Consider the following 23,128-nt stretch of genomic DNA (forward strand, 5'->3'; position numbering starts at 1 on the left):
CCGTTCAATCTCCTTGAAAGACAGGCTTTTGCTTGGCAGCAAACGCCTCATACGCGCGCCGGAAATCTTCGGTCTGCATGCAGATGGCCTGCGCCTGTGCCTCGGCTTCAATGGCCTGCTCGATGGTCATGCTCCATTCCTGGCTCAGCATGGTCTTCGTCATGCCGTGCGCAAAGGTGGGGCCGTCGGCCAGGGTGCGGGCGGTGGCTTGTACGCTGGCCAGCAGGTCGGCGCTGGCGTACAGGTCGTTGAAGAAGCCCCACGCCAGGCCCTCGTGGGCCGTCATCGCGCGGCCGGTGAATAGCAGCTCGCTGGCGCGGCCCTGGCCGATCATGCGGGGCAGCAGCGCGCACGCGCCCATGTCGGCACCGGCCAGGCCCACGCGGGTGAAGAGGAAGGCGGTCTTGGTGGCCTCGGTGCCGTAGCGCATGTCGCAGGCCAGCGCCATCATGGCGCCCGCACCGGCGCAGATGCCGTCGATGGCGCCCAGCACGGGCTGCGGGCAGGCACGCATGGCTTTCACCAAGTCGCCCGTCATGCGCGTGAACTCCAGCAGTTCGGGCATGGTCATGGTGGTGAGCGGGCCGATGATCTCGTGCACGTCGCCGCCCGAGCAGAAGTTGCCGCCCGCACCGGTCACCACGATGGCCTTCACATCGGTAGCAAAGCGCAGCGTGTAGAAGAAGTCGCGCAGCTCTGAATAGCTCTGGAACGTCAGCGGGTTCTTGCGGTCGGGCCGGTTGAGCGTGACGGTGCCCACGCCGGCGTCAAAGCTCCAGGCAAAGTGCTCGGCCACGTAGCTGGCCTGCGGGTTGAACTGGTCGCGCATGGGGTTGCCAGCGCCGATGTAGTGTTTCATTCAGCGGTCTCCAGAGGATTCAGGCCGTGCTGCTGCGCGTGTTCCTTGACCTTGCCCAGCAGCCGGTACAGCGTGGTGATGTCGCGTTTGCCCAAGGCGGCAAACGCCTCGACGATCCATTGCTCGTGCTGGCGGGCCATGGCGTTGAACTGCTCGCGCCCGGCGGGCGTCAGGCGCACCAGGTAGGCGCGGCGGTCGCCTTCCACGTCCATGCGCTCGACCAGGCCTTCGGCCACCAGCTGGTCGGTGATGCCGGTCACGTTGCCGCTGGTCACCATCATCCGGCGCGAGAGGTCTTTCATCTTCATGCCGGCGGGGGCGCGCTCCAGCTGCGCCATCAGGTCAAAGCGGGGCAGGGTGGTGTCGAACTGCGTACGCAGCTGGGCACGCACCTGCTTTTCAATCAGCTGCGTGCAGGTGAGCATGCGCAGCCACAGGCGCAGGGCTTCGGGGTGTTCGCTGGGGGCGGCGCCGTGCAGGCGGGCTTCGAGGTCCATGACGCGCCTTATTCGATGGCTTCCGGTTTGGTGGCGGCAGGCGCCTGGCTGGCCAGCGCCGCGGCCTGCTTGAGCTTGGAGGCCTCGCGCAGCAGCTGGTCGCGGCCGCTCCAGTACGGCGCGGGCCAGTCGGTGTGCGCGGCGGCCACGGGGCCCAGCTGGGCGGCGGCGTGCAGCGTCCAGGCCGGGTCGGCCAGGTGCGGGCGGGCAATGGCGCAGAGGTCGGCGCGGCCCGCGGCGATGATGCTGTTGGCGTGGTCGGCTTCGGTGATGGCGCCCACGGCCATGGTGGCAATGCCCAGCTCGTTGCGGATGCGGTCGGCAAACGGCGTCTGGTACATGCGGCCATAGACCGGGCGCGATGCGCGCGTGGTCTGGCCGGATGACACGTCGATCAGGTCTGCACCCGCCGCCTTGAACAGGCGGGCAATGGCAATCGCGTCGTCGGCAGTGTTGCCATCCGGGAGCCAGTCGTGGGCCGATATCCGTACGCTGAAGGGCTTTTCATCGGGCCACACGGCGCGCAGCGCGGTGAACACTTCCAGCGGGTAGCGGCAGCGGTTGTGCAGGCTGCCACCGTATTCATCGGTGCGCTGGTTGGTGGCGGGGCTGATGAAGCTGGCCAGCAGGTAGCCGTGTGCACAGTGCAGCTCCAGCCAGTCGAAGCCGCAGGCCACGGCGCGCTGTGCACTGGCGACGAATGCGGCGGTCATGCGGTCCATGTCGGCGCGGGTCATGGCCGCGGGCGTCTGGTTCTGTGCGCCGTAGGCCATGGGGCTGGCGGCCAGCAGGGGCCAGTTGCCTGTCTCCAGCGGCTCGTCTGTGCCCTCCCAGCCCACCCGGGTGGAGCCCTTGGGACCGCTGTGGCCCAGCTGCAGGCCGATCTTGGCCGTGCTGCTGTCGTGCACAAAGTGGACGATGCGCGCAAAGGCAGCCTGCTGTGCGTCGTTCCACAACCCCGTGCAGGCCGGGGTGATGCGGCCTTCGGGCGTGGGGCTGGTCATCTCCACCATCACCAGTGCCGCGCCGCCCAGGGCCCGTGCGCCGAGGTGCACCAGGTGGAAGTCCTGCGGCACGCCGTCGACAGCGTTGTAGGTGGCCATGGGCGAGACGACGATGCGGTTTTTCAGCGTCACGCTCTTCAACGTGAACGGCGTGAGCATGGGCGGCACTGCCGCCTTGCCCCCCGCAAGCCAAGCCTCGTACCCCTCCAGCCACGCTGCATCGCGCAGCCGCAGGTTTTCGTGGCTGATGCGCTGGCTGCGCGTGAGCAGCGAATACGTGAATTGCTCGACGGGCATGGCCGTGTAGCGCGCCACGTTCTCAAACCACTCGGTGCTGTTGCGCGCGGCGTTCTGGATCTTGAGCACCTCCACGCTGCGGCGCGCCTCGTAGTGCTGTAGCACTTCATCGAGGGGCAAGCCGGTCGCGAACTCGTTGGCCAGGTCGATGGCGTCCTCCAGCGCCAGCTTGGTGCCGCTGCCAATCGAAAAATGCGCGGTGTGCGCCGCATCGCCCATCAGCACGATGGGCACCTGCTTGCCGCCAATGCTCTCGCGGTGCACCCAGGTGTTGCAGATCACGCGCGGAAAACGGATCCAGTTGGCCGAGCCACGCAGGTGCGTGGCGTTGCTGATGAGCGTGTTGCCGTCCAGATACTTGGCAAACAGCTTTTCGCAAAAGGCGATGGCCTCGGGCTGCTCCATCGCATCCAGGCCGTGCGCCTTCCACACGGCCTCGGGCGTTTCCACAATGAAGGTCGATGTGTCGGTATCGAACTGGTAGGCATGCGCCTGGAACCAGCCGTGCTCCGTCTCTTCGAAGGCAAAGGTGAAGGCGTCGAACTTTTTCTGGGTGCCCAGCCACACGAAGCGGCATTCGCGCAGGTCGATGTCGGGCTGGAAGGTGCTGGCGTACCGCGTGCGGATGCGGCTGTTGAGGCCGTCGCTGGCGATCACCAGGTCGGCGTCGTACTGCGCGGCGAGTTGCTGGTCATCGGCCACGTCGGTCTCGAACTGCAGGTCCACGCCCAGTGCCAGGCAGCGGTCCTGCAGGATGTTGAGCAGCCGCTTGCGGCCGATGCCGCAAAAGCCGTGCCCTGTGGAGCGCACGCTGCGGCCCTTGAAGAACACCTCGATGTCGTCCCAGTGGTTGAACGCATCACCGATGAGCACGGCCGTGGGCGCGTCGGCCGCCTGCAGGTTGGCAAGGGTCTGGTCCGACAGCACCACGCCCCAGCCGAAGGTGTCAAACGGGCGGTTACGTTCGACCACCGTGATGCGGTGGGCCGGGTTCTGCTGCTTCATCAGCAGGGCGAAGTAGAGGCCCGCGGGGCCGCCACCAATGCAGAGGATGTTCATGTAAAAATAGTTTAGACCTAAACAAAAGGCTGTCAATGGGGCCATCCCGTGCAACTTGTGACAGCGCTCCCGTGCCTGCGGCGCACAATGTCTGTCGAGGGCAGCGTTGCCCGTTTTCTGCACTGAACCCACCCGACAGGGCCCCATTCCATGCTTTACAAATTCAAGTCCCGTGCCGCTGCCGATCTGATCATGCTGGAGCCCCAGGGCCGCCAGATCGTGACCCTGATGGGCAAGACGCCGGGCGCCAGCGGCATCGTGACCGTGGCGCAGATCCCCGATGCCATCGCTGCGCTGGAAGCGGCCGTAGCCGCCGAAGAGGCGCGGCAGGCCGAGACCGCAGAAGACCAGGAGCTGACCGAGCAGCAGCGTGCCGAGCTGGTGAGCCTGCGCCAGCGCGTGACGCCCTTCATCAAGATGCTGCGCGTCAGTGCCGCCGAAAAGGCGGACGTGGTGTGGGGCGTGTAGGCGCGGTTCACGGCCAATCGCCCCAGGCCGTGGTGCAGGCCCAGCTGGATGCCTACAACGCCAAGGACATCGACGCGCTGCTGGCCACCTATGCCCCCGATGCAGAGCAGTACACCCTGCATGGCGAGCGGCTGGCACAGGGGCACGCGCAGTTGCGGGAGCGGTTTCTCGCCCGCTTTGCCGAGCCGGACCTGCACGCACGACTGCTGTCGCGCACGGTGCTGGGCGGCACCGTGGTGGACGCGGAACTGATCACGCGCAACTTCCCGGAAGGCCCGGGCACGCTGGAGATGCTGTGCATCTACCAGGTGGAGCAGGGTCGCATCCGCCGCGCTTCTTTTGCCACCGGCGAACGGCGGCCGGGGCATGCGCCATGCGCTGACTGAGCCTGCGGACGGCGGGTGTGCCGCCTGACGTCCGGGTCAGTCCACCTTGGCGCCGGAGGCCTTGACCACCTGCGCCCATTTGGTGTGTTCGGCGTCAATGTGGCGCACAAACTCTGCCGGCGTGATGCCGCCGGGGATGGCGCCCTGGGCCAGCAGGCGTTCCTTCATCGCCGGCGATGCGAGCGACTTGGCAACTTCCTGCTGGATGCGGTTGACGATGTCGGGCGGCGTGCCCGCAGGCGCCAGCAGGCCGAACCACGAGCTGGCCTCATAACCCTTGAGGGTCGGGCCGCCGGCCTGCTCGATGGTCGGCACCTCGGGCAGCGCGCCCGAGCGCGTGGCGCTGGTCACGGCCAGTGCCGTGAGCTTGCCGGCCTTGATTTGCGCCATGGACGAAGGCAGGTTGTCGAACATCACATCGGCATTGCCGGCCACCATGTCCATCAGCGCCGGGCCCGAGCCCCGGTAGGGCAGGTGGACCATGAAGGTGCCTGTCATGCTCTTGAACAGCTCGCCCGCCAGGTGGATGGACGTGCCATTGCCGCTGGAGGCCATGTTCAGCTTGCCCGGGCTGGCCTTGGCCACGCGGATGAAGTCCTGCACATTGGCGATGCCGAGCGCACGGGCCTTGTCGGCGTTCATCACCATCACGTTGGGCACGGCGGCCACCAGCGTGATGGGCACAAAGTCCTTGATCGGATCGAACGGCAGCTTGGCATACAGCGCGCGGTTGATGCCATGCGTACCCACGGTGCCCATCAGCAGCGTGTACCCGTCGGCAGGTGCCTTGGCCACCATGTCGGCACCCACGTTGCCACCCGCGCCCGCGCGGTTGTCCACCACAAACTGCTGCCCGAAAGCCGCGCTGAGGTCGGGCACCAGCGCGCGGGCCAGGATGTCGGTGGTGCCACCGGGCGCAAACGGCACCACGATGCGCACCGGCTTGTTGGGCCAGGCGGCCTGGGCATGGGCCTGGGGCAGCAGCGCAACGCCGGTGGCCAGTGCCAGGGCGGTCACGGCTGCGGTGGATGTGAGGGTGCGTCGGCGGATCAGGGATGTCATGCGGGTGGGTCCTTTCAGGTCAGCGATGCCACCGTTGTACGTGCGCGGGGCCGCAGCAGTCAGATGGATAACCCGAAGCCTTTCATCTCGTCACATCCTCGGCGCTGCGTCCGGACTACGTGCAGTCTGAATGCCCATGAAAAAAGCCACCGGGGATGCCGGTGGCTTTGGTAAGCGGAGCCGTCCGCAAGCGCGAGCCTGATGCCGGCCTCTGCCGGGTCCTCAGTCGGCGTACGTGCCGGCTGCCTTGATCACGGCGCCCCACTTGTCGATTTCGGAAGCCACGAACTTCTTGTGCTCGGCACCGTCCACGCGCTTGTCGGTGATGATCACTGCGCCCAGGGCTTCCTGCTTCTTGATGAACTCAGGATCCTTCAGCGCGACCTTCATGGCTTCGTTGATCTTCTTTTGCACATCGGCTGGCGTGCCCTTGGGGGCATACAGGCCGTGCCAGATGCTCACGTTGAAGTCCTTGAGGCCCGATTCGGCCAGCGTGGGCAGATCCTTCAGGGCGGGCGTGGTCAGCCGCTTGGGCGTGGTCACGGCGTAGGCCTTGACCTTCTTGCCCTCGATCTGCGGCGTGGTGTTGGTGGTCTGGTCGCACAGCAGGTCAATCTGGCCGCCGATCAGGTCGGTGATGGCGGGCGCGGTGCCCTTGTAGGGCACGGCCGTCATGTCTACCTGCATGGCGCTCTGGAACATCAGGCCGCACAGGTGCGAGGCAGCGCCCAGGCCTGCGTTACCCAGGTTGATCTTGCCCTTGTTCTGCTGGATCCAGGCCGTCAGCTCCTTGAAGTTGTTGGCGGGCATGGTGGGGCGCGCGATCAGCGTCATGGGCACTTCGTTGATCATGCCCAGGTATTCGAAGTCGGTGGGCACGTTGAACGCCAGCTTGCGGTACAGCGCGGGCATGGTCGACATGGCGATGTGATTCAGCAGCAGCGTGTAGCCATCGGGTGTGGCGCGGGCCACACGGGCAGCGCCGATCGAGCTGCCAGCACCGGCCGTGTTGTCGATCACTACCGTAGCGCCCAGCGGCTTGCGCAGGGCTTCGGCCAGGTCGCGTGCCACGCGGTCGGTGGGGCCGCCGGCGGCAAAGGGCACCACGATCGTGATGTTCTTGTCCTTGGCCGGGAAATCTTCGGCATGTGCGCCGAAAGCGGCGACGGTGGCTGCAGCGATCAGTGCAAGTTTCAACATCTTCTTCATGGGTGCTCCTGGTGAAAGTGCCGCGATGATAGCCACGGGCTTTTGGAGCTGCATTGCGGATATTACGTAGCACGTCAGCAGCAAGGGTTTTAAGCAAAACCGGTCTGCAGCCTTTGAATTAATTGGTCTGGTTGCTGCTAAATAAATAGCATTCTTAGGGTAAACACTGCGCTGGAACGCATGCCGGGGAGCGTGCGATCCGCCCCCTTCTTGAGCCTGCGCAACCAAGTGGGCTACACGTATGCGCTTTTTGGCCGCCTTCGGTGGCGGCCGTTATCCTGGCCGCGTCCCTGCGAGGCAAGGCCAGGCCAGGCCGCCCGGTACCGCGGGTCACGCGGTACGCGGCATCACGGGGGCGTGAAGGTCAGCGGTAGCTGCGGGCGTCCTCGATCACACGGCCGTCGTTGGGCAGGCTGCCCGGGGCCACCATCTCCACATCTCCGCGCAGCTTGGTCACGTCGCGAATCGCTTCGCCCAGCTGGCGCGCCAGGCCTTCGGCGGTCTCCACCGTTTCCACTTTCAACACCATCTGGTCGTTGGCCATTTCGCCGCTGACGACCAGACGCGCGCGCAGCACCTGCGGAAACCGCTTGGCAATCGATGCGACCTGGCCGGGGTGCACAAACATGCCGCGCACCTTGGTGGTCTGGTCGGCCCGGCCCATCCAGCCCTTGATGCGCGTGTTGGTGCGACCGGTGGGGCAGGTGCCGGGCAGCACAGCCGACAGGTCGCCCGTGCCGAACCTGATCAGCGGGTAGTCGGGGTTGAGCGTGGTGATGACCAGTTCGCCCACCTCGCCCTCCGGCACCGGGTCGCCCGTGCCGGGGCGCACGATCTCGACGATCACACCCTCGTCCAGCACCAGGCCTTCGCGGGCGCTGGTTTCATACGCAATGAGGCCCAGGTCTGCCGTGGCGTAGCACTGGTAGCCTGCAATGCCGCGCTCGGTAAACCAGTCGCGCAGGCTGGGCGGAAACGCCTCGCCGGAGACGAGGGCCTTGGTCACGGTCGGAAGCGCAACGCCCAGCTCGGCGGCCTTCTCGACAATGATCTTGAGAAAGCTGGGCGTACCGATGTAGCCCGCCGGCTGCAGCTCGGCCATGGCCTGCACCTGCTGCTCGGTCTGCCCGGTGCCGCCCGGAAACACGGTGCAGCCCAGTGCATGCGCGCCGGTTTCCATCATCGAACCCGCAGGTACAAAGTGGTAGCTGAAGCTGTTGTGGATCAGCTCGCCGCTGCGAAACCCTGCGGCGTGAATCGCCCGCGCCATGCGCCAGTAGTCGCGCCGCGTGCCCTCGGGCTCGTAGATGGTGCCGGGGCTGGCAAACACGCGCGTCATGCCCGGGCCAAACCCGAGCGCGCTGAAGCCGCCAAACACGTTGCTGGCGCGGCCCGCCTGCTGGCGCTCCAGCAGCTCGTACTTGCGCGTGACCGGCAAGGCTGCCAGCGCCGCGCGGCTGGTGACCCCGGAGGCGTCCACACCCGCCAGGATGCTGGCAAAAGCGGGCGACGCCTTCTGGGCATGGGCGATCTGCTGCGGCAGCGCGGCCAGCAGCGCCGCTTCGCGCTCGGCCGGGCTGCGGGTTTCCAGGGCGTCATAGAACGTGCTCATGCCTGGGTTCCTTGTGAGGTGGTTTTTAAGTGAAATTGGCCTCTGGCGCTTATCCGTCAAGCGCAAGCAGCTATGAAATCAGGAGTGAAATCGTCCGAGGTCTGAAAATGAACACTGCTCTGGCAGCCCGCGCTGCCGAAGGCCAGCGCCACCGCGCAAGGGCCGCCCCGCCGCGCTGGTGGCGTCCCCCCTCGGGGGAAGGCGCCGAAGGCGACGCAGGGGGGCTTTCAAGCCAACCAGCGCTTGCGCCGCTTGTAGCTCTTCACATCCTTGAAGCTCTTGCGCTCGCCGCCACCCATGCCCAGGTAGAACTCCTTGACGTCCTCGTTGTTGGCCAGGTCCTTAGCGGCGCCGTCCATCACCACGCGGCCGCTTTCCATGATGTAGCCGTAGTCGGCGTACTTCAGCGCCATGTTGGTGTTCTGCTCGGCGATCAGGAAGGTGACCTTTTCCTTGCTGTTGAGGTCCTTCACGATCTCGAACACTTCTTCGACGATCTGTGGCGCCAGGCCCATCGAGGGCTCATCGAGCAGCATCACGCTGGGGTTGGTCATCAGCGCGCGGCCGATGGCGCACATCTGCTGCTCGCCACCCGAGGTGTAGGCGGCCTGCGAGGTGCGGCGCGTCTTCAGCCGTGGGAAGTAGCTGTACACCTTCTCCAGGTTGCGCGCGATCTCGGCCTTGTCGGTGCGGGTGTAGGAGCCCGTCATCAGGTTTTCCTCGATGGTCAGGTGCGCGAAGCAGTGGCGCCCCTCCATCACCTGCACCACGCCGCGGTTGACCAGGTCGGCAGGGGTGAGGTTCTCGATGCGCTCCCCGCGCAGTTCGATGCTGCCCTTGGTGACCTCCCCGCGCTCGGCCTTGAGCAGGTTGGAGATAGCGCGCAACGTGGTCGTCTTGCCCGCGCCGTTGCCGCCCAGAACGGCCGCGATCGTGCCCTCCGGCACGTTGAGCGAAACGCCCTTGAGCACCAGGATCACGTGGTTGTAGATGACCTCGATGCCGTTGACGTTGAGAACGATGTTCTTGGGTTCCATGGTGTTGCCTTCCTGTACCAATCGAAAAGGTTGCGATGCAACCCTTTCGGTTGGCGGTTGCCCGAAGGCAACCACGCTTCACTGGCCCTTGATACGGTCGCTGCCTGAATGCCAGTGCCACCGCGCAAGGGCCGCCCCGCCGCGCCGGTGGCGTCCCCCTTCCCGCGGCGCGAAGCGCCAAGAGAGAAGGGGGAGGCGGCGAAGCCGCTCAGGGGGATGTACTTAGCTCTGGCAGTCAGCCGGTGCGCGACGGCTCAGCTTCTTCTCGGCCGCGTACTTCTCGGCCGAAGCCTTCACCAGCGGGCGGATGATCTGGTCGTCGGCCTGCAGCCAGTCGGAGGCCCAGACGAACTTGCTGCCGTCCCAGGTGTGCACGCGCGTCCAGGCCGAGCCCATGTGGTCCTGGCAGCTGGTGGACACAGGGCGCATCACGCCCTTGAAGCCGAGTGCGTCGAGCTTGGCCTGCGTCAGGTTCAGGTTCTCGTAGCCCCAGCGGGCCTGCTCACCGGTCATGACCTTGCCCTTGCCGAAGCGTTCCTGGGCGGCGCGCACGCCTTCCACGGCCAGCATGGCGCCGACCACGCCGCGCATGTACAGCACCGAGCCCACTTCATCCTTCGGGCCGGTGCCCTGGCCCTTGGCATGCACCTTCTGCAGGATGTCCTTGACCACGTCCGACTGGTATTCGGCGCCGTGTTGCATCATCACCGCGCTGTAGCCCTTGGCGCCGGCGCCCACGTCCTTCAGATCCGGTTCAGCACCCGACCACCAGGTGCCGAACATCTTCTCGCGCGGGTAACCCGTGGCCACGGCTTCCTTGACGGCGGTGGCGGTCATCACGCCCCAGGTCTGCAGCACCACGAAGTCCGGCCGCTGCTGGCGTACCTGCAGCCAAATGGCCTTTTGCTCAACGCCAGGCGCGGGGATGGGCAGCAGCTGCAGCGTGAAGCCGTGCATGGCGGCGCGCTCCTGCATGATGGGCAGCAGCTCCTTGCCAAACGGGCTGTCGTGGTAGGCCACGCCGATCTTCTTGCCCTTGAGCTTGTCCCAGCCACCTTCCTGCTTGGCAATGTGCTGCAGCACCGTGTCGCCCGCCACCCAGTAGTGGCCGATCAGCGGGAAGTTCCACTTGAAGACGCCGCCGTCAGCCGAGTCGCTGCGGCCGTAGCCGGAGGTGATCATCGGGATCTTGTCGGCCGGGATCTTTTCGGTCAGCGCAAAGGTGATGCCGGTGGACAGCGGCTGGAACACCGTGGCGCCACCGTGCTTGCCCTTCAGGCGCTCATAGCATTCCACGCCACGGTCGGTGGCGTAGGCGGTTTCGCACTCTTCCACCAGCGTCTTCACGCCGTTGATGCCGCCGCGTTCGTTGACCAGCTTCATGTAGTCGTTGTGGCCGTTGGCCCACGGCGTCGCGTTGGGCGCCACCGGGCCGGTGCGGCCGGAGAGCACCGGGAAGAACTGGACCTTTTCCTGCGCCAGGGCGGCAGACGAAACGACCGCTCCCGAGAGGGCGGCACAGGCCATCGAAACAGAGAGAACCAGGCTACGTACTTTCATCATTTGTCTCCTTATAGGAACGGTCACACACACACGGAAAACGGAAGGTCAGTGGGGGAAGGGCCACAGGCGCAGTTTTTGTTTTGCAATGCTCCAGAGCTTGGCCAGGCCGTGGGGCTCGACGATCAGGAACCACACAATCAGGGCACCGAAGATCATGAATTCGGTGTGCGACACCGCTGCGGTGGAGATCTCCACGCCGACCAGCGAGCCCAGCCAGGGCATGAACTGGTTCAGGAAGATGGGCAGCACCACGATGAAGGCCGCGCCAAAGAAGCTGCCCATGATGGAACCCATGCCGCCGATGATCACCATGAACAGCAACTGGAAGGAGCGGTCGATCGAGAAGGCGGCTGGCTCCCACGAGCCCAGGTGCACAAAAGCCCACAGCGCACCGGCCACGCCGACGATGAAGGAGCTCACCGCAAAGGCCGACAGCTTGGCGTACATCGGGCGGATGCCGATCACGGCTGCGGCCACGTCCATGTCGCGGATGGCCATCCATTCGCGGCCGATCGCGCTGCGCACCAGGTTCTTGGCCAGCAGGCCGAACACCACGAGGAACGCCAGGCAGAACAGGTATTTTTCGACCGGGGTGTTGATGGTCCAGCCCATCACCTGCAGGTTGGAGACAGACACCGAGCCGGAGGTGCTGTTGTTGGTGAACCAGCTGATGCGGCTGAAGGCCCAGTCGCAGAAGAACTGCGCGGCCAGCGTGGCCACCGCCAGGTACAGGCCCTTGACGCGCAGGCTGGGAATGCCGAAGAACATGCCCACCAGGGTGGCAAAGAAGCCCCCCGCAAGCACGGCCACGATCAGTGGCATGCCGTCGATGCGCACATACGTGTTGTAGGCCATGTAGGCGCCCACCGCCATGAAGGCGCCCGAGCCCAGCGAGATCTGGCCGCAGTAGCCCACCAGGATGTTTACGCCCAGGGCGGCCAGCGCCAGGATCAGAAACGGGATCAGGATGGCGCGGAACATGTATTCGTCGGCCAGCATGGGCACGCCGACGAAGGCAAAGGCGATCAGTGCGAGGACGGCCCAGCGGTCTTGCGCAATCGCGAAGATCTGCTGGTCGGCGCGGTAGGAGGTCTTGAATTGACCGTTTTCACGATAGAACATGGAAGGTCTCCTGTTGTTCTTGTTCTGGATCAGACGCGGTCTGAGATCTTTTGCACGGGGGCGCACCTGCGGTGCTGCGCGGCGCCTTCGGCTCCGCTGACAACGCGCGCTGCACGTTGTGCCTCCTTCAAAAAATTATTGGTCTCGTATTTCATACGCGATCAATAATTTTTTCGCCAAACAGCCCCTGCGGTCTGAATAGCAGGAACACGAGCGCCAGCACATACGCGAACCAGATTTCGATGCCGCCGCCGACCATCGGGCCAAGGTAGACCTCGGAGAGCTTTTCACCCACGCCGATGATCAGGCCGCCGATGATGGCGCCGGGTACCGATGTGAGGCCGCCCAGGATGATCACGGGCAGGGCGCGCAGGGCCACTGTGGTCAGCGAGAACTGCACGCCCAGCTTGGAGCCCCAGATGATCCCGGCCACCAGCGCGGTGATGCCGGCCACGAACCACACGATGACCCAGATGCGGTTGAGCGGAATGCCGATGGATTGCGCGGCCTGGTGGTCGTCGGCCACCGCACGCAGCGCCCGGCCGGTACCGGTCTTCTGGAAGAACAGCGACAGCACCATCACCAGCAGCGCTGCCACACAGGCCGCATAGACGTCCTCCAGATTAATCAGCACGCCGCCCTGGAACAGGTTCTCGAACAGGAACACCGGCTCCTTGGGCATGCCGACGTCGATCTGGTAAATGGCCGAGCCGAAGATCGTCTGGCCCAGGCCGTCGAGGAAGTAGGTGATGCCCAGCGTGGCCATCAGCAGGGTCACGCCCTCCTGGTTCACCAGGTGGCGCAGCACCAGCCGCTCGATCAGCCAGGCCAGGATGAACATGCAGCCGGCCGAAATGGCAAACGCGATGATGTTCACGAGCAGCTTGCTTTCCAGCCCCAGCCACTGCGGAATCCATTGCGAGAAGCGGGCCATGGCCAGCGCTGCGAACAGCACCATGGCGCCCTGCGCAAAGTTGAACACGCCCGAGGCCTTGTAGATCAGCACAAAGCCCAGCGCCACCAGCGAATACAGCATGCCGGCCATCAGGCCGCCGAACAATGCTTCAATGAAGAAACCCATCTTGTTGTCTCCGTGTTCAGTGGCTGGTGCCGAGGTACGCGCTGATGACTTCTTGGTTATTGCGCACCTCGTCAGGCGAGCCGTCACCGATCTTCTTGCCGTAGTCCAGCACCACCACGCGGTCGCTGATGTCCATCACCACGCCCATGTCGTGCTCGATCAGCACGATGGTGGTGCCGAACTCGTCGTTCACGTCCAGGATGAAGCGGCACATGTCCTGCTTTTCTTCCACGTTCATGCCGGCCATGGGTTCATCGAGCAGCAGCACCTGCGGCTCCATGGCCAGGGCGCGGCCCAGGTCCACGCGCTTTTGCAGGCCGTAGGGCAGCTGGCCCACGGGTGTCTTGCGAAAGGCCTGGATTTCCAGGAAGTCGATGATGTGCTCGACGTATTCGCGGTGGCGGATCTCCTCGCGCTCGGCGGGCCCGATGCGCAGCGCCTGCAGCAGCAGGTTGCTTTTGATCTTGAGGTTGCGGCCGGTCATGATGTTGTCGATCACGCTCATGCCCTTGAACAGCGCCAGGTTCTGGAACGTGCGCGCCACACCCATCTCGGCCACCTGGCGCGAGTTCATGTGCGAGAACGTCTTGCCACGGAACGTGATGGAGCCCTCTTGCGGCGTGTACACGCCGTTGATGCAGTTGAGCATGGAGCTCTTGCCGGCACCGTTGGGGCCGATGATGGCGCGGATCTCGTGCTCTTTCACATTGAAGGAAATGTCGGTCAGCGCCTTCACGCCGCCGAACCTGAGGCTGATGTTGTTGACGTCAAGGATGACGTCGCCGATCTTCTTGGTGCTCATGGGGTGTCTTCCGGCGCGTGGGTCAGGCAGCGTTCTTCACGGGGGCAAAGGTCTTTGCGTCTGACAGCTTGAGCGTGGCGCTCACGCTGCCTGAGCGGCCGTCCTCGAACTTCACCATGGTCTCGATGTACTGCTCGGTGCGGCCTGCGTACAGCGCATCGACCAGCACGCCATACTTGTCGGCGATGAAGCCGCGGCGGACCTTGTTGGTGCGGGTCAGCTCGCCGTCATCGGCGTCCAGTTCCTTGTGCAGCACCAGGAACCGGCTGACCTGGCTGCCTGCCAGCATGGCGTCGGTGGCGAGGTCGGCGTTGACCTTTTCGATGCACTCGCGGATCAGCTCGTACACATCGGGCTTTTGCGCCAGGTCGGTGTAGCCGGCGTAAGGCAGGTTGCGGCGCTCGGCCCAGTTGCCCACGGCGTCGAAGTCGATGTTGATCATCACGCACACCTTCTCGCGCTTGTCGCCCAGGGCCACGACTTCCTTGATGTGCGGGAAGAACTTGAGCTTGTTCTCCACATACTTGGGCGCGAACATGGCGCCATCGTTGGCGCCGCCCATGATGCGGCCCACGTCTTTCACGCGGTCGATGATCTTGAGGTGGCCGTGCGCATCCAGAAAGCCTGCATCGCTGGTGTGGTACCAGCCATCGGCCGTCAGCACCTCGGCTGTGGCGGCGGGGTTCTTGTAGTACTCCTTGAGCAGCCCGGCCGATTTGACGAGGATTTCGCCGTTGTCGGCCACCTTGATCTCTACGCCGCGAATGGGCACGCCCACCGTGTCGGCGCGGGCCTGGTTGTCGGGCTGCAGGCAGACGAACACGGCGGTCTCGGTGGAGCCGTACAGCTGTTTCAGGTTGATCCCGATGGAGCGGTAGAAGGTGAACAGATCGGGCCCGATGGCCTCGCCCGCCGTGTAGGCCACGCGCACGCGGCTGAAGCCGAGGTTGTTGCGCAGCGGCCCGTACACCAGCAGGTTGCCCAGCGCGTACTTGATCTTGTCGATGGCGCTCACGTCCTGGCCGTCCATCAGCGCAGGGCCTACCCGCTTTGCCACGCTCATGCAGGCCTCGAACATCTTGCGCTTGATGGCGCCGGCGTCTTCCATGCGGATCATCACGCTGGTCAGCAGGCCTTCAAAGATGCGGGGGGGCGCAAAGTAGTAGGTAGGGCCCACTTCTTTCAGGTCGATGGTCACTGTGCTGGCCGACTCGGGGCAGTTGACCACGTAGCCGCAAGCCAGCCACTGCGCATAGCTGAAGATGTTCTGGCCGATCCATGCCGGCGGCAGGTAGGCCAGCACTTCCTCGCTGCTGGTGAGCTTGTCGAATTCGGCGCCGGCCGAGGCGCGGTCCAGCAGCGTGCTGTGCGTGTGCACCACGCCCTTGGGGTTGCCGGTGGTGCCCGAGGTGAAGAACATGGCGGCCACATCGCCAGGCTGGGCCTTGGCCACCTCGGCCTTGAACCAGCCGGGGTTCTGGGCTGCAAAGGCCTTGCCCGCCTCGATCAGCGAATCGAGCGAGGCCAGGCCTTCTTCTTCGTACTTGCGCAGGCCGCGCGGGTCGTCGTAGAAGATGTGGCTGATCTGCGGGCACTGCTCGCGCACCTCCAGCATCTTGTCGACCTGTTCCTGGTCTTCCACCAGGCAAAAGCGCACCTCGGCGTTGTTCAGCGGGAAGACGCATTCGGCGGCCACCGCATCCTGGTACAGCGGCACCGGGATGGCACCCAGCGACTGCGCGGCCAGCATGGTCGCGTACAGGCGGGGACGGTTGGCGCCGACCACCACCATGTGTTCGTGGCGCTGGAGCCCGGCCTGGTGCAAGCCGGCCGCAACCTGCTCCACCAGGCGGGCGAGGTCGGCCCAGGTGTGTGTCTGCCAGATGCCATATTCTTTTTCGCGCAGGGCTGGCGCCTCGGGGCGCTCGGCAGCGTGCTTGAGCAGCAATTGCGGGAACGTGGTCAACATTGCAGGTTCCTAAAAGTGAGAGCGTGTCAGCCCGGTGACTGCCGGGAGCGCAAGCCTGTGATTGCGCGGTGAGGGAATGCTAGAACTCACTTTGACGCCATCTTGTCTTGCCGACGACAATTTACGGGAAACTCCTGATCGGGTTAAACCCTTCCCCGGGTTTCCGAGTGCCCGCGTTGTGGTGAGCAGCGGACAGGCTGTGGTGGGGCGGTATCCTTCGGTGGATATGTACGCACCGTATTTCGGCCTACGGCACCCGCCGTTTTCCATCGCCCCCGATCCGCGCTATCTGTTCATGAGCGAGCGGCACCGCGAGGCGCTGGCGCACCTGCTGTACGGGCTGGATGCGGGCGGCGGTTTCGTACTGCTCACTGGCGAGGTCGGCGCAGGCAAGACCACCGTGTGCCGCTGCTTCCTGGAGCAGATCCCCAGCCACTGCAACGTGGCCTACATCTTCAACCCCAAGCTCACGGTGCACGAGCTGCTGCGCTCGGTATGCGACGAGTTTGGTGTGCCGCACAAGCCGGGCGCATCGGGTGTCGAGACCATCAAGGACTACATCGACCCGCTCAACGCATCGCTGCTGGCCGCGCACGGCGCCGGGCGCAACACGGTGCTCATCATCGACGAGGCGCAGAACCTTTCGGCCGATGTGCTGGAGCAGTTGCGCCTGCTGACCAACCTGGAAACCAGCGAGCGCAAGCTGCTGCAGATCATCCTGATCGGCCAGCCTGAACTGCGCGCCATGGTGGCCAGCCCGGCGCTGGAGCAACTGGCGCAGCGTGTGATTGCACGCTTTCACCTCGATGCGCTCAGCCTGGAAGAAACGCAGCAGTACATCGCCCACCGCATGGCGGTGGCCGGGCTGCAAGGGCCGCTGCCCTTCAGCGCCCGTGCCATGCGCCGGGTGCACGCGTTGTCGCGCGGCATACCGCGGCGCATCAACCTGCTGTGCGACCGCGCACTGCTGGGCGCCTATGCGGCCGGGGTGCGGGGCGTCACGGTGGCCATGGTCAACCGCGCTGCGCGCGAGGTGTTTGATCGGCCCGCTGCGGCAGCCGCCGCATCGGCCGCGCGCAAGCTGCGCCAGCGCGTGCCGCGCTGGGCCGTGGCGGGTCTGGGCGCTGTGGCCGGGGCTGCCGCCCTCGCCTTGGCCGGCTGGGCTGCGGGCGTGTGGGTGCCGGGCGGCCAGCGTAGTGCAGACGTGCCCGTGTTGCCCGCCGGCGCGGCATCGGGTCCCACCGCCGCAGCGCCAGGTGCCGCGGCCAGTGCTGCTGCAAGCCCCGCGAGTGCTGCCAGCGCGGTCACGGCGGTCACTGCGCCAAAGCCTGCTGACGCACTGGCGCAATTTTTGCGCGCGCAAGACGCTGACGACACGGCCGCGTGGCTGGCTCTTGCCGCAGCCTGGGGCGCCAGCGTGCCCGACCGGGTCGACCCCTGCACCAGCCTGCCGCGCGACGGTGTGCGCTGCTACCGCAACCCGCGCGCGGGCCTCAACCTGGTGCGCCAGCTGGACCGGCCGGTGCTGCTCACGCTGTACCCGACTGCTGCGCCCGACAACCCGGTCTCGGCCGTGCTGCGCCACCTTGACGGCAACCTGGCCACGCTGGAAGGCGCCGGGCAGCGCGTGCGTGTGCCGGTGGAAGACCTGGCCGACGTGTGGCGCGGCGACCTGGCCACGCTATGGCGCGCGCCCGATGCCATGCCCGACAAGGGCGAGATCACCGACACCGCGGCGGGCGCCGCCTGGCTCGATGCCCAGCTGGCCAGCCGCGCTGCTGGCGGCGCCGGGCCTGAACGGCGCGCGGCCACGCCGGCCCAGCGCCAGGCCAGCATCCACCGGTTCCAGCTGGCCCAGGGCGTCGTGCCCGACGGCCGCCCCGGACCCCTGACCCTCATGCTGCTCAACCGCGCCACCGGCGTGAACGAGCCGCGCCTGCGCACCGGAGGCTAGTTTTTATGTCGTACATCCTTGATGCCCTGCGGCGCGCTGAAGCAGAGCGCGGCCGTGGCGGCGTGCCCGGGCTGCACAGCCAGGCGGTGCCGGTGCATGGCGCTGCGCCCGCAGCCGCAAGGCCACTGGCAGCACACCCGGCCGTGTTGCTGGGCGGTGCGCTGGCGCTGGCCGCCCTGGCCGCAGGCGGCACGTGGTGGGCCATGCAGCGCCCCGGCGGCGCCCCTGCAGTGCAGGTGGCTGCTATGCCCGCGTTGCCTGCGGCACCTGTGAACCCGCCCCCTGTACCGCTTTCTCAGCCGCTGCCCGCCGTGGGCGTGCCTGCGCCGTCGCTTCCACCTGCAGCTGCAGTGCTGCAGCCACCCGAGCCGGCACCGCCCGCTGCGGCCACGGCAGGCCAGGCGCCCGTTGCGCCCGCGGCTCCTTTGCCGGAGCGGCGGGCGCCTGAAAAGCGGGCCGCTGAAAAGCCACGGGAACGGCCGGCGGCGGAGTCTGGAGCGCAACGGGCCGCGCCTGCCCCGATGCCTGCGCCGGCAGGCGAGGCGCCGCGCCCGAGGTCGTCGGGGGCTCCGGCTACAGGCGCTGCCGCGGTGGCAGCGCCCGGCCAGCCCGTGGCCGGGCAAGGTCCAGGCGCTGCCACTGCGCCACCGGCCGCCGCGCCTGTGTTTGCGCAGGCCGATCTGCCCGAGGCGATCCGCAGCCAGCTGCCGGTGCTCAAGATTTCAGGCGCCACGTATTCGAACAACCCGGCCCACCGGATGGCCATCGTCAACGGTCAGGTGCTGCTCGAAGGCGATCAGGCCGGGCCTGGGCTGGTGCTGGAGCGGGTCGAGCAAAGCCGCACCGTGTGGTCGTTCCGCGGCTACCGGTATGCCGTGGGTTCGCAGTAGGGGCCCGCGGTGGCGCCGAGGATGCGACCTGCGCAGCTCGCCGGGGCGAGTGGGAGCCTCCCCAAAAGCCTGTCGACACTGGTTTTTGAGCAAAAATTGCCTGTAGCGCTTGCCAAACAATGCCTGATAGCTATTCATTTAATAGCAGTGGCATGGCGGCGCATCACCGCAAGAACCGGCCGTCTCGCCCCACCAGCGTCAGCTCCACAAAGCGCGATGCGTTGCGCTCCGGCGTGCTGGCGTTGATCTCGAAGCCGCCCAGGTCCCACTTCTTGAGGTTCCACATCGCATCAATGAACCCGGCCCGCGTCGGGTTGCGGCCGGCGCGCTGCAGGGCTTCGGCAAACACGCGGGCGTTGATGTAGCCCTCCAGCGCCAGGTGCGACGCATCGGCCGTGGCGCCTGATGCCTTCCATGCCGCCTGGAAATCGCGCACCACCGGCATCACCACATGGCTGGGCAGCGGCACCACCTGCGAGATGGCCATGCCCGTCGCGTCGGGGCCCAGCGCCTTCACCGTGGCAGCCGTGCCCATCACCGACAGGGCATACAGCGTGACGCCGCGCTGCTGTGCGCGAAAGGCCTTCACGAACTCCAGCGTAGGCTTGCCGGCCAGGCCGATCACGATGGCTTCCAGATTGGCTCCCGCGAGCTTGGTGGCTGCCGCGCCTGCATCGGATGCGTTGCTCTCCACGGTGACAGACAGGGCTTCGGGCAGTTTCAGGCGCTCGATGGACTGGCGCGCAGCGCCGTACACCTCTTTGCCGAACGCGTTGTTCTGGTACACCATGCCAATGCGGCGGATGCCGATGGTGGCCAGGTGCTGCACGAGCTTTTCGGCCTCGTCGCCGTAGCTGGCGCGGATGTTGAACACATTGCGCGCCGTCTTGACGCGGCTGACCTGCGCACCGGTAAACGGCGCGAAGAACGGCATGCCGCTGTCGATCACCTTGGGCAGCATGGCCTCGATCATCGGGGTGCCCATGCAGTTGAACAGGGCGAAGGTGTCACGGTCGGCCAGGAATGCATCCACGTTGGCCACCGCCTTGGTCACGTCGTAGGTATCGTCCTGGGTCACCAACTCGATGCTGCGGCCGTTCACGCCGCCGCGGGCGTTGATGGCGGCAAATGCAGCCTTGGCTCCCTGGTGCATGGCCGAGCCCAGCTCGCCCAGCGGCCCCGTGAGCGCGGTGGACTGCCCGATACGGATGGAGCCCTCTTGCGCGCGCACGGTGCGTCCGGCCACCGCCAGCAAGGGCACGCCCACCATGGCGGCCACCAGCCGCCGCCGTGCCAGCGGGGGTGTGGTGCCTGGGCCTGATGCGAAAGGCAGAGGGTGAGCTTGCGCATGCCCGGCAGTGGCGCGCTGATGTGACTGCATGAGGTCTCCTGGATAGTGGGGCTGCGCCAGGGGTGGCGGCGCGCAAGACGCAGGATCATCCGGGTGCAATTGGCATTTTTTTGTCTTTCTGACGACAATTGCCCTCGTGGTATTCCCGGGGCCCCGGGGTTGCGTTCAACCGCAAGAAACCCGCGATGATCCCGCCATGAGCCAGGACCTTTCATTGCACCAGCGGCGCAGGCCGCCCACCGAGGAAGAGCTGCAGGGCATCCCGTGGCTGGGCCTGCTGCAGCCATCCGAATGCGAACGCGCCATGGCCGCGCTACTGGTGGGCGATGCCCGGGCCGGCGACTATGTCTGCCGCGTGGGCCGGCCCGTGACGTACTGGTTTGGTGTGGTGGAAGGGCTGCTCAAGATGAGCAGCGACAACGCCCAGGGCCAGACCATGACCTTCACCGGCGTGCCGCCCGGCGGCTGGTTTGGCGAGGGCACGGCGCTCAAGCGCGAGCCCTACCGCTACAACATCCAGGCGCTGCGCAGAAGCACCGTGGCGGGGTTGCCCATCGACACCTTCCACTGGCTGCTCGATCACTCCATCGGCTTCAACCGTTTCGTGATGAACCAGCTCAACGAACGGCTGGGTCAGTTCATCGCAGCGCGCGAGATCGACCGCATGAACAACCCCGACGTGCGCGTGGCGCGCAGCCTGGCCTCACTGTTCAACCCGGTGCTGTACCCGGGCGTGGGCGAGGTGCTGCGCATCACGCAGCAGGAGCTGGCCTACCTGGTGGGGCTGTCGCGCCAGCGTGTGAACGAGGCGCTTTCGGCACTGGAAGCACAGGGCACGATCCGCGTGGAATACGGCGGCCTGCGCGTGCTGGACCTTGCGTCGCTCCGGTCGAGCGTGATCCCTTCCTGAGGGGCCCGCCGCATCGCGCGGGATGCTCCCCTGCGCCTTGCCCCGCCGTCGCTTCAGCTGCGCGGCAGTGCGGGGGCGCTGCGGGATGCAAGCTGGCGTGGAGCAGCGTTGTGATGGGGTGCAGGCATTGCAGCCGGGGCTGCCGTTGCGCCACCCGAGGCGTTCCATCCACCGGTCTCACCACCGTTGCGGGTCAGCCGGAAGGCATGCACCATCTGCGTCAGGCGGCCGGCCTGCTCCTTGAGACTGTCGGCTGCGGCGGCGCCTTCCTCCACCAGCGCAGCGTTCTGCTGGGTCATATCTTCCAGCTCGCCTACAGACTGGCTCACGTGGCCGATGCGCTGGCTTTGCTCCTGCGTGGCCGCCGTGATCTCTCCCATGATGTCCGACACGCGTCGGACCGACAGCACCAGGTCCTGAATGGTCTTGCCGGCATGGTTGACGAGCGTGCTGCCCTCTTGCACCTGGTCCACGCTGGCACCGATCAGGGCCTTGATCTGCTTGGCAGCCTCTGCACTGCGCCCGGCGAGGCTGCGCACTTCGCTCGCCACCACCGCAAAGCCGCGGCCCTGCTCGCCCGCACGGGCGGCCTCCACGGCCGCATTCAGTGCCAGGATGTTGGTCTGGAAGGCAATGCCATCAATCACGCTGATGATGTCGGCAATCTTGCGCGAACTGGCGCTGATGGTGTCCATGGTGCGCACCACCTGGCCCACCACCTCACCGCCACGGGTGGCGGCTTCGGACGCGGTGGAGGCCAGCTGGTTGGCCTGCCGTGCCGAGTCGGCGCTTTGCGACACCGTGCCGGTGAGCTCTGCCAGCGCAGACGCTGCACCCTGCAGGTTGTGGGAGGTGTGCTCGGTGCGCTGGCTCAGGTCCAGGTTGCCAGACGCCACCTCGGAGCTGGCCACCAGGATGGAGTCGGCCGTCTGGCTGATGTCGCCCACCAGCGCGCGCAGGCGGTCCTGCATGGCTGCAATGGCGTCGAGCAGCCGGCCCGTTTCGTCGTGGATGCGCACCTCGATCTGCGAGGTGAGGTCGCCGTTGGCAATGCGCTCGGCCACCACCACTGCGCGGCCGATGGGCGCCGTGATGCTGGTGGTGATGCGCCAGGCAATGAGCACGCCCAGGGCAATGGCCAGGGTCACCAGCAGCCCGCCCACGGTGCGTGCGCGGCTCTGCGTCTGCTCGGCCGATGCGGTGGCTTCCGCGTTCAGGGTGTTCTGCAGTTCGATCAGCTCGCGCAGCTTGGCGCGCCAGAGGGTCTCGTTGGGGGCGACGCGGGTCATCAGCGCAAGGGTGGCGCTCACCGTGTCGCCGTCATCCGCAGCCTTGATGGCCGTGTCCAGCTCGGGCCGCGTTTTGCTCCCCAGGGCCTGCACTTCTTCGAGCAGCTTGACCTGCGCTGGCAGTGCAGTCGGTGTCTTGAGAAGATCGATGAGGGCGGCCTCCTGGCGGGCGTATTCCTTGAGGCTGCTGGCTACGGCGGCGATCTGTGCCTGGGCCTGTTTGGGGTCAATGTCGTTGAGCATGGCGGCCGAGCGGCTCTGGATGCCGATGGCGCTCACGGTTTCCAGCATGCCGTTCACCAGCTTGGACTTCTCGGCACCCGCGCCGGTGATCTGCCGCATCTGGTCGTGCACCTTGCCCAGTGATAGCCGCCCTACCGCCGCTACCGCAATCAATAGAACGAGCATGCAGCCAAAGCCCAGGCCGAGCCGGCTGGAGATGGACAGGGATTTGAGTGAAACAGATGGCATGACAGTCCTTTGGGATCGATCGAGGCCTCGCTACTGACCATGAACCGGGCCATGCAATATCGGTGCCTGTGCGCGGTTGTCGGGAGGGGCGTCACCGCTGCGCCAGCCCAGTGTAGGGAATATTTACAAAATGTGTCATGAGGCTTGCGGATTGGGCTATGCCCAATTCGCATAGGAGCGCTGTTACATATCTGACTCCGGGGGCTTGCACCGCCGCGGTGCCGCCTGATCAGGAA

Annotated in this window: 19 protein-coding genes; 5 read left to right on the forward strand and 14 right to left on the reverse strand. The window is 66.0% G+C overall.

What is annotated here, in order from left to right; all coding sequences use genetic code 11:
* Window positions 1–4 precede the first annotated feature (4 nt).
* From ACTPOI_RS04265 to ACTPOI_RS04275, 3 genes are read right to left on the reverse strand one after another with little or no spacing between them, the layout of a single operon-like run.
* Complete coding sequence (locus tag ACTPOI_RS04265) at window positions 5–859, reverse strand: enoyl-CoA hydratase family protein (protein WP_440106733.1); 855 nt, start codon at window positions 857–859, stop codon at window positions 5–7.
* Window positions 856–1,356 carry a MarR family winged helix-turn-helix transcriptional regulator gene (locus ACTPOI_RS04270; protein ID WP_440106735.1) on the reverse strand — a complete coding sequence of 167 codons (501 nt, stop codon included), beginning with the start codon at window positions 1,354–1,356 and terminating at the stop codon, window positions 856–858. Before ACTPOI_RS04270 ends, ACTPOI_RS04265 begins: the two co-directional genes overlap by 4 nt.
* Window positions 1,357–1,364: 8 nt before the next feature.
* Window positions 1,365–3,716, reverse strand: a complete 2,352-nt coding sequence (locus ACTPOI_RS04275) for a bifunctional salicylyl-CoA 5-hydroxylase/oxidoreductase (protein WP_440106737.1) — start codon at window positions 3,714–3,716, stop codon at window positions 1,365–1,367.
* A 150-nt stretch (window positions 3,717–3,866) separates the two neighbouring features.
* On the opposite strand from ACTPOI_RS04275, the gene ACTPOI_RS04280 reads away from it, so the two are divergent.
* Both ACTPOI_RS04280 and ACTPOI_RS04285 read left to right on the forward strand, forming a co-directional pair.
* On the forward strand, window positions 3,867–4,184 hold the full coding sequence (locus ACTPOI_RS04280) for a DUF1840 domain-containing protein (protein ID WP_440106739.1): 318 nt from the start codon (window positions 3,867–3,869) through the stop codon (window positions 4,182–4,184).
* Window positions 4,172–4,570 (forward strand): nuclear transport factor 2 family protein, encoded by a 399-nt coding sequence (locus ACTPOI_RS04285; RefSeq protein WP_440106741.1) that lies wholly within the window; start codon window positions 4,172–4,174, stop codon window positions 4,568–4,570. The genes ACTPOI_RS04280 and ACTPOI_RS04285 overlap by 13 nt, the downstream gene beginning before the upstream one ends.
* A 36-nt stretch (window positions 4,571–4,606) precedes the next feature.
* On the opposite strand, the gene ACTPOI_RS04290 is transcribed toward ACTPOI_RS04285, so the two are convergent.
* From ACTPOI_RS04290 to ACTPOI_RS04330, 9 genes are all read right to left on the reverse strand, one after another.
* A complete protein-coding gene (locus ACTPOI_RS04290) occupies window positions 4,607–5,632 on the reverse strand; it encodes a Bug family tripartite tricarboxylate transporter substrate binding protein (RefSeq protein ID WP_440106743.1) in 1,026 nt (341 codons plus the stop codon).
* A 222-nt stretch (window positions 5,633–5,854) separates the two neighbouring features.
* A complete protein-coding gene (locus ACTPOI_RS04295; protein WP_440106745.1) occupies window positions 5,855–6,841 on the reverse strand; it encodes a tripartite tricarboxylate transporter substrate-binding protein in 987 nt (328 codons plus the stop codon).
* Between the two features lie 364 nt (window positions 6,842–7,205).
* Entirely contained in the window at window positions 7,206–8,453 is a 1,248-nt protein-coding gene (locus ACTPOI_RS04300; RefSeq protein ID WP_440106747.1) for a phenylacetate--CoA ligase family protein, read from the reverse strand.
* 227 nt (window positions 8,454–8,680) lie between these two features.
* Window positions 8,681–9,490, reverse strand: a complete 810-nt coding sequence (locus ACTPOI_RS04305; RefSeq protein WP_440106749.1) for an ABC transporter ATP-binding protein — start codon at window positions 9,488–9,490, stop codon at window positions 8,681–8,683.
* Between the two features lie 222 nt (window positions 9,491–9,712).
* Window positions 9,713–11,050: an ABC transporter substrate-binding protein gene (locus ACTPOI_RS04310; protein WP_440106751.1), complete on the reverse strand. Its 1,338-nt coding sequence runs from the start codon at window positions 11,048–11,050 to the stop codon at window positions 9,713–9,715.
* A gap of 48 nt (window positions 11,051–11,098) precedes the next feature.
* Window positions 11,099–12,175, reverse strand: coding sequence for a branched-chain amino acid ABC transporter permease (locus tag ACTPOI_RS04315; protein WP_440106753.1), 1,077 nt, complete (start codon window positions 12,173–12,175; stop codon window positions 11,099–11,101).
* 151 nt (window positions 12,176–12,326) lie between these two features.
* The gene (locus ACTPOI_RS04320; RefSeq protein ID WP_440106755.1) at window positions 12,327–13,256 is read right to left on the reverse strand and encodes a branched-chain amino acid ABC transporter permease; all 930 of its coding nucleotides are present in this window, start codon (window positions 13,254–13,256) and stop codon (window positions 12,327–12,329) included.
* Between the two features lie 16 nt (window positions 13,257–13,272).
* Window positions 13,273–14,058, reverse strand: coding sequence for an ABC transporter ATP-binding protein (locus ACTPOI_RS04325; protein ID WP_440106757.1), 786 nt, complete (start codon window positions 14,056–14,058; stop codon window positions 13,273–13,275).
* A 22-nt stretch (window positions 14,059–14,080) separates the two neighbouring features.
* Window positions 14,081–16,027, reverse strand: coding sequence for an AMP-dependent synthetase/ligase (locus tag ACTPOI_RS04330; protein ID WP_440106759.1), 1,947 nt, complete (start codon window positions 16,025–16,027; stop codon window positions 14,081–14,083).
* A gap of 226 nt (window positions 16,028–16,253) precedes the next feature.
* Between ACTPOI_RS04330 and ACTPOI_RS04335 the strand changes: the two genes are divergently transcribed.
* Window positions 16,254–17,981, forward strand: a complete 1,728-nt coding sequence (locus ACTPOI_RS04335) for an ExeA family protein (RefSeq protein WP_440108260.1) — start codon at window positions 16,254–16,256, stop codon at window positions 17,979–17,981.
* Window positions 17,982–17,986: 5 nt separating this feature from the next.
* Window positions 17,987–18,871 (forward strand): general secretion pathway protein GspB, encoded by an 885-nt coding sequence (locus tag ACTPOI_RS04340; RefSeq protein WP_440106761.1) that lies wholly within the window; start codon window positions 17,987–17,989, stop codon window positions 18,869–18,871.
* A 163-nt stretch (window positions 18,872–19,034) separates the two neighbouring features.
* On the opposite strand, the gene ACTPOI_RS04345 is transcribed toward ACTPOI_RS04340, so the two are convergent.
* Complete coding sequence (locus ACTPOI_RS04345; RefSeq protein WP_440108261.1) at window positions 19,035–20,141, reverse strand: ABC transporter substrate-binding protein; 1,107 nt, start codon at window positions 20,139–20,141, stop codon at window positions 19,035–19,037.
* A gap of 277 nt (window positions 20,142–20,418) precedes the next feature.
* Between ACTPOI_RS04345 and ACTPOI_RS04350 the strand changes: the two genes are divergently transcribed.
* Complete coding sequence (locus ACTPOI_RS04350; protein WP_440106763.1) at window positions 20,419–21,132, forward strand: Crp/Fnr family transcriptional regulator; 714 nt, start codon at window positions 20,419–20,421, stop codon at window positions 21,130–21,132.
* 53 nt (window positions 21,133–21,185) lie between these two features.
* Here ACTPOI_RS04350 and ACTPOI_RS04355 read toward each other — a convergent pair whose 3' ends face one another.
* Window positions 21,186–22,892 carry a methyl-accepting chemotaxis protein gene (locus ACTPOI_RS04355; RefSeq protein ID WP_440106765.1) on the reverse strand — a complete coding sequence of 569 codons (1,707 nt, stop codon included), beginning with the start codon at window positions 22,890–22,892 and terminating at the stop codon, window positions 21,186–21,188.
* Window positions 22,893–23,128 lie beyond the last annotated feature (236 nt).

The sequence above is a fragment of the Acidovorax sp. BL-A-41-H1 genome (genome assembly GCF_051942715.1).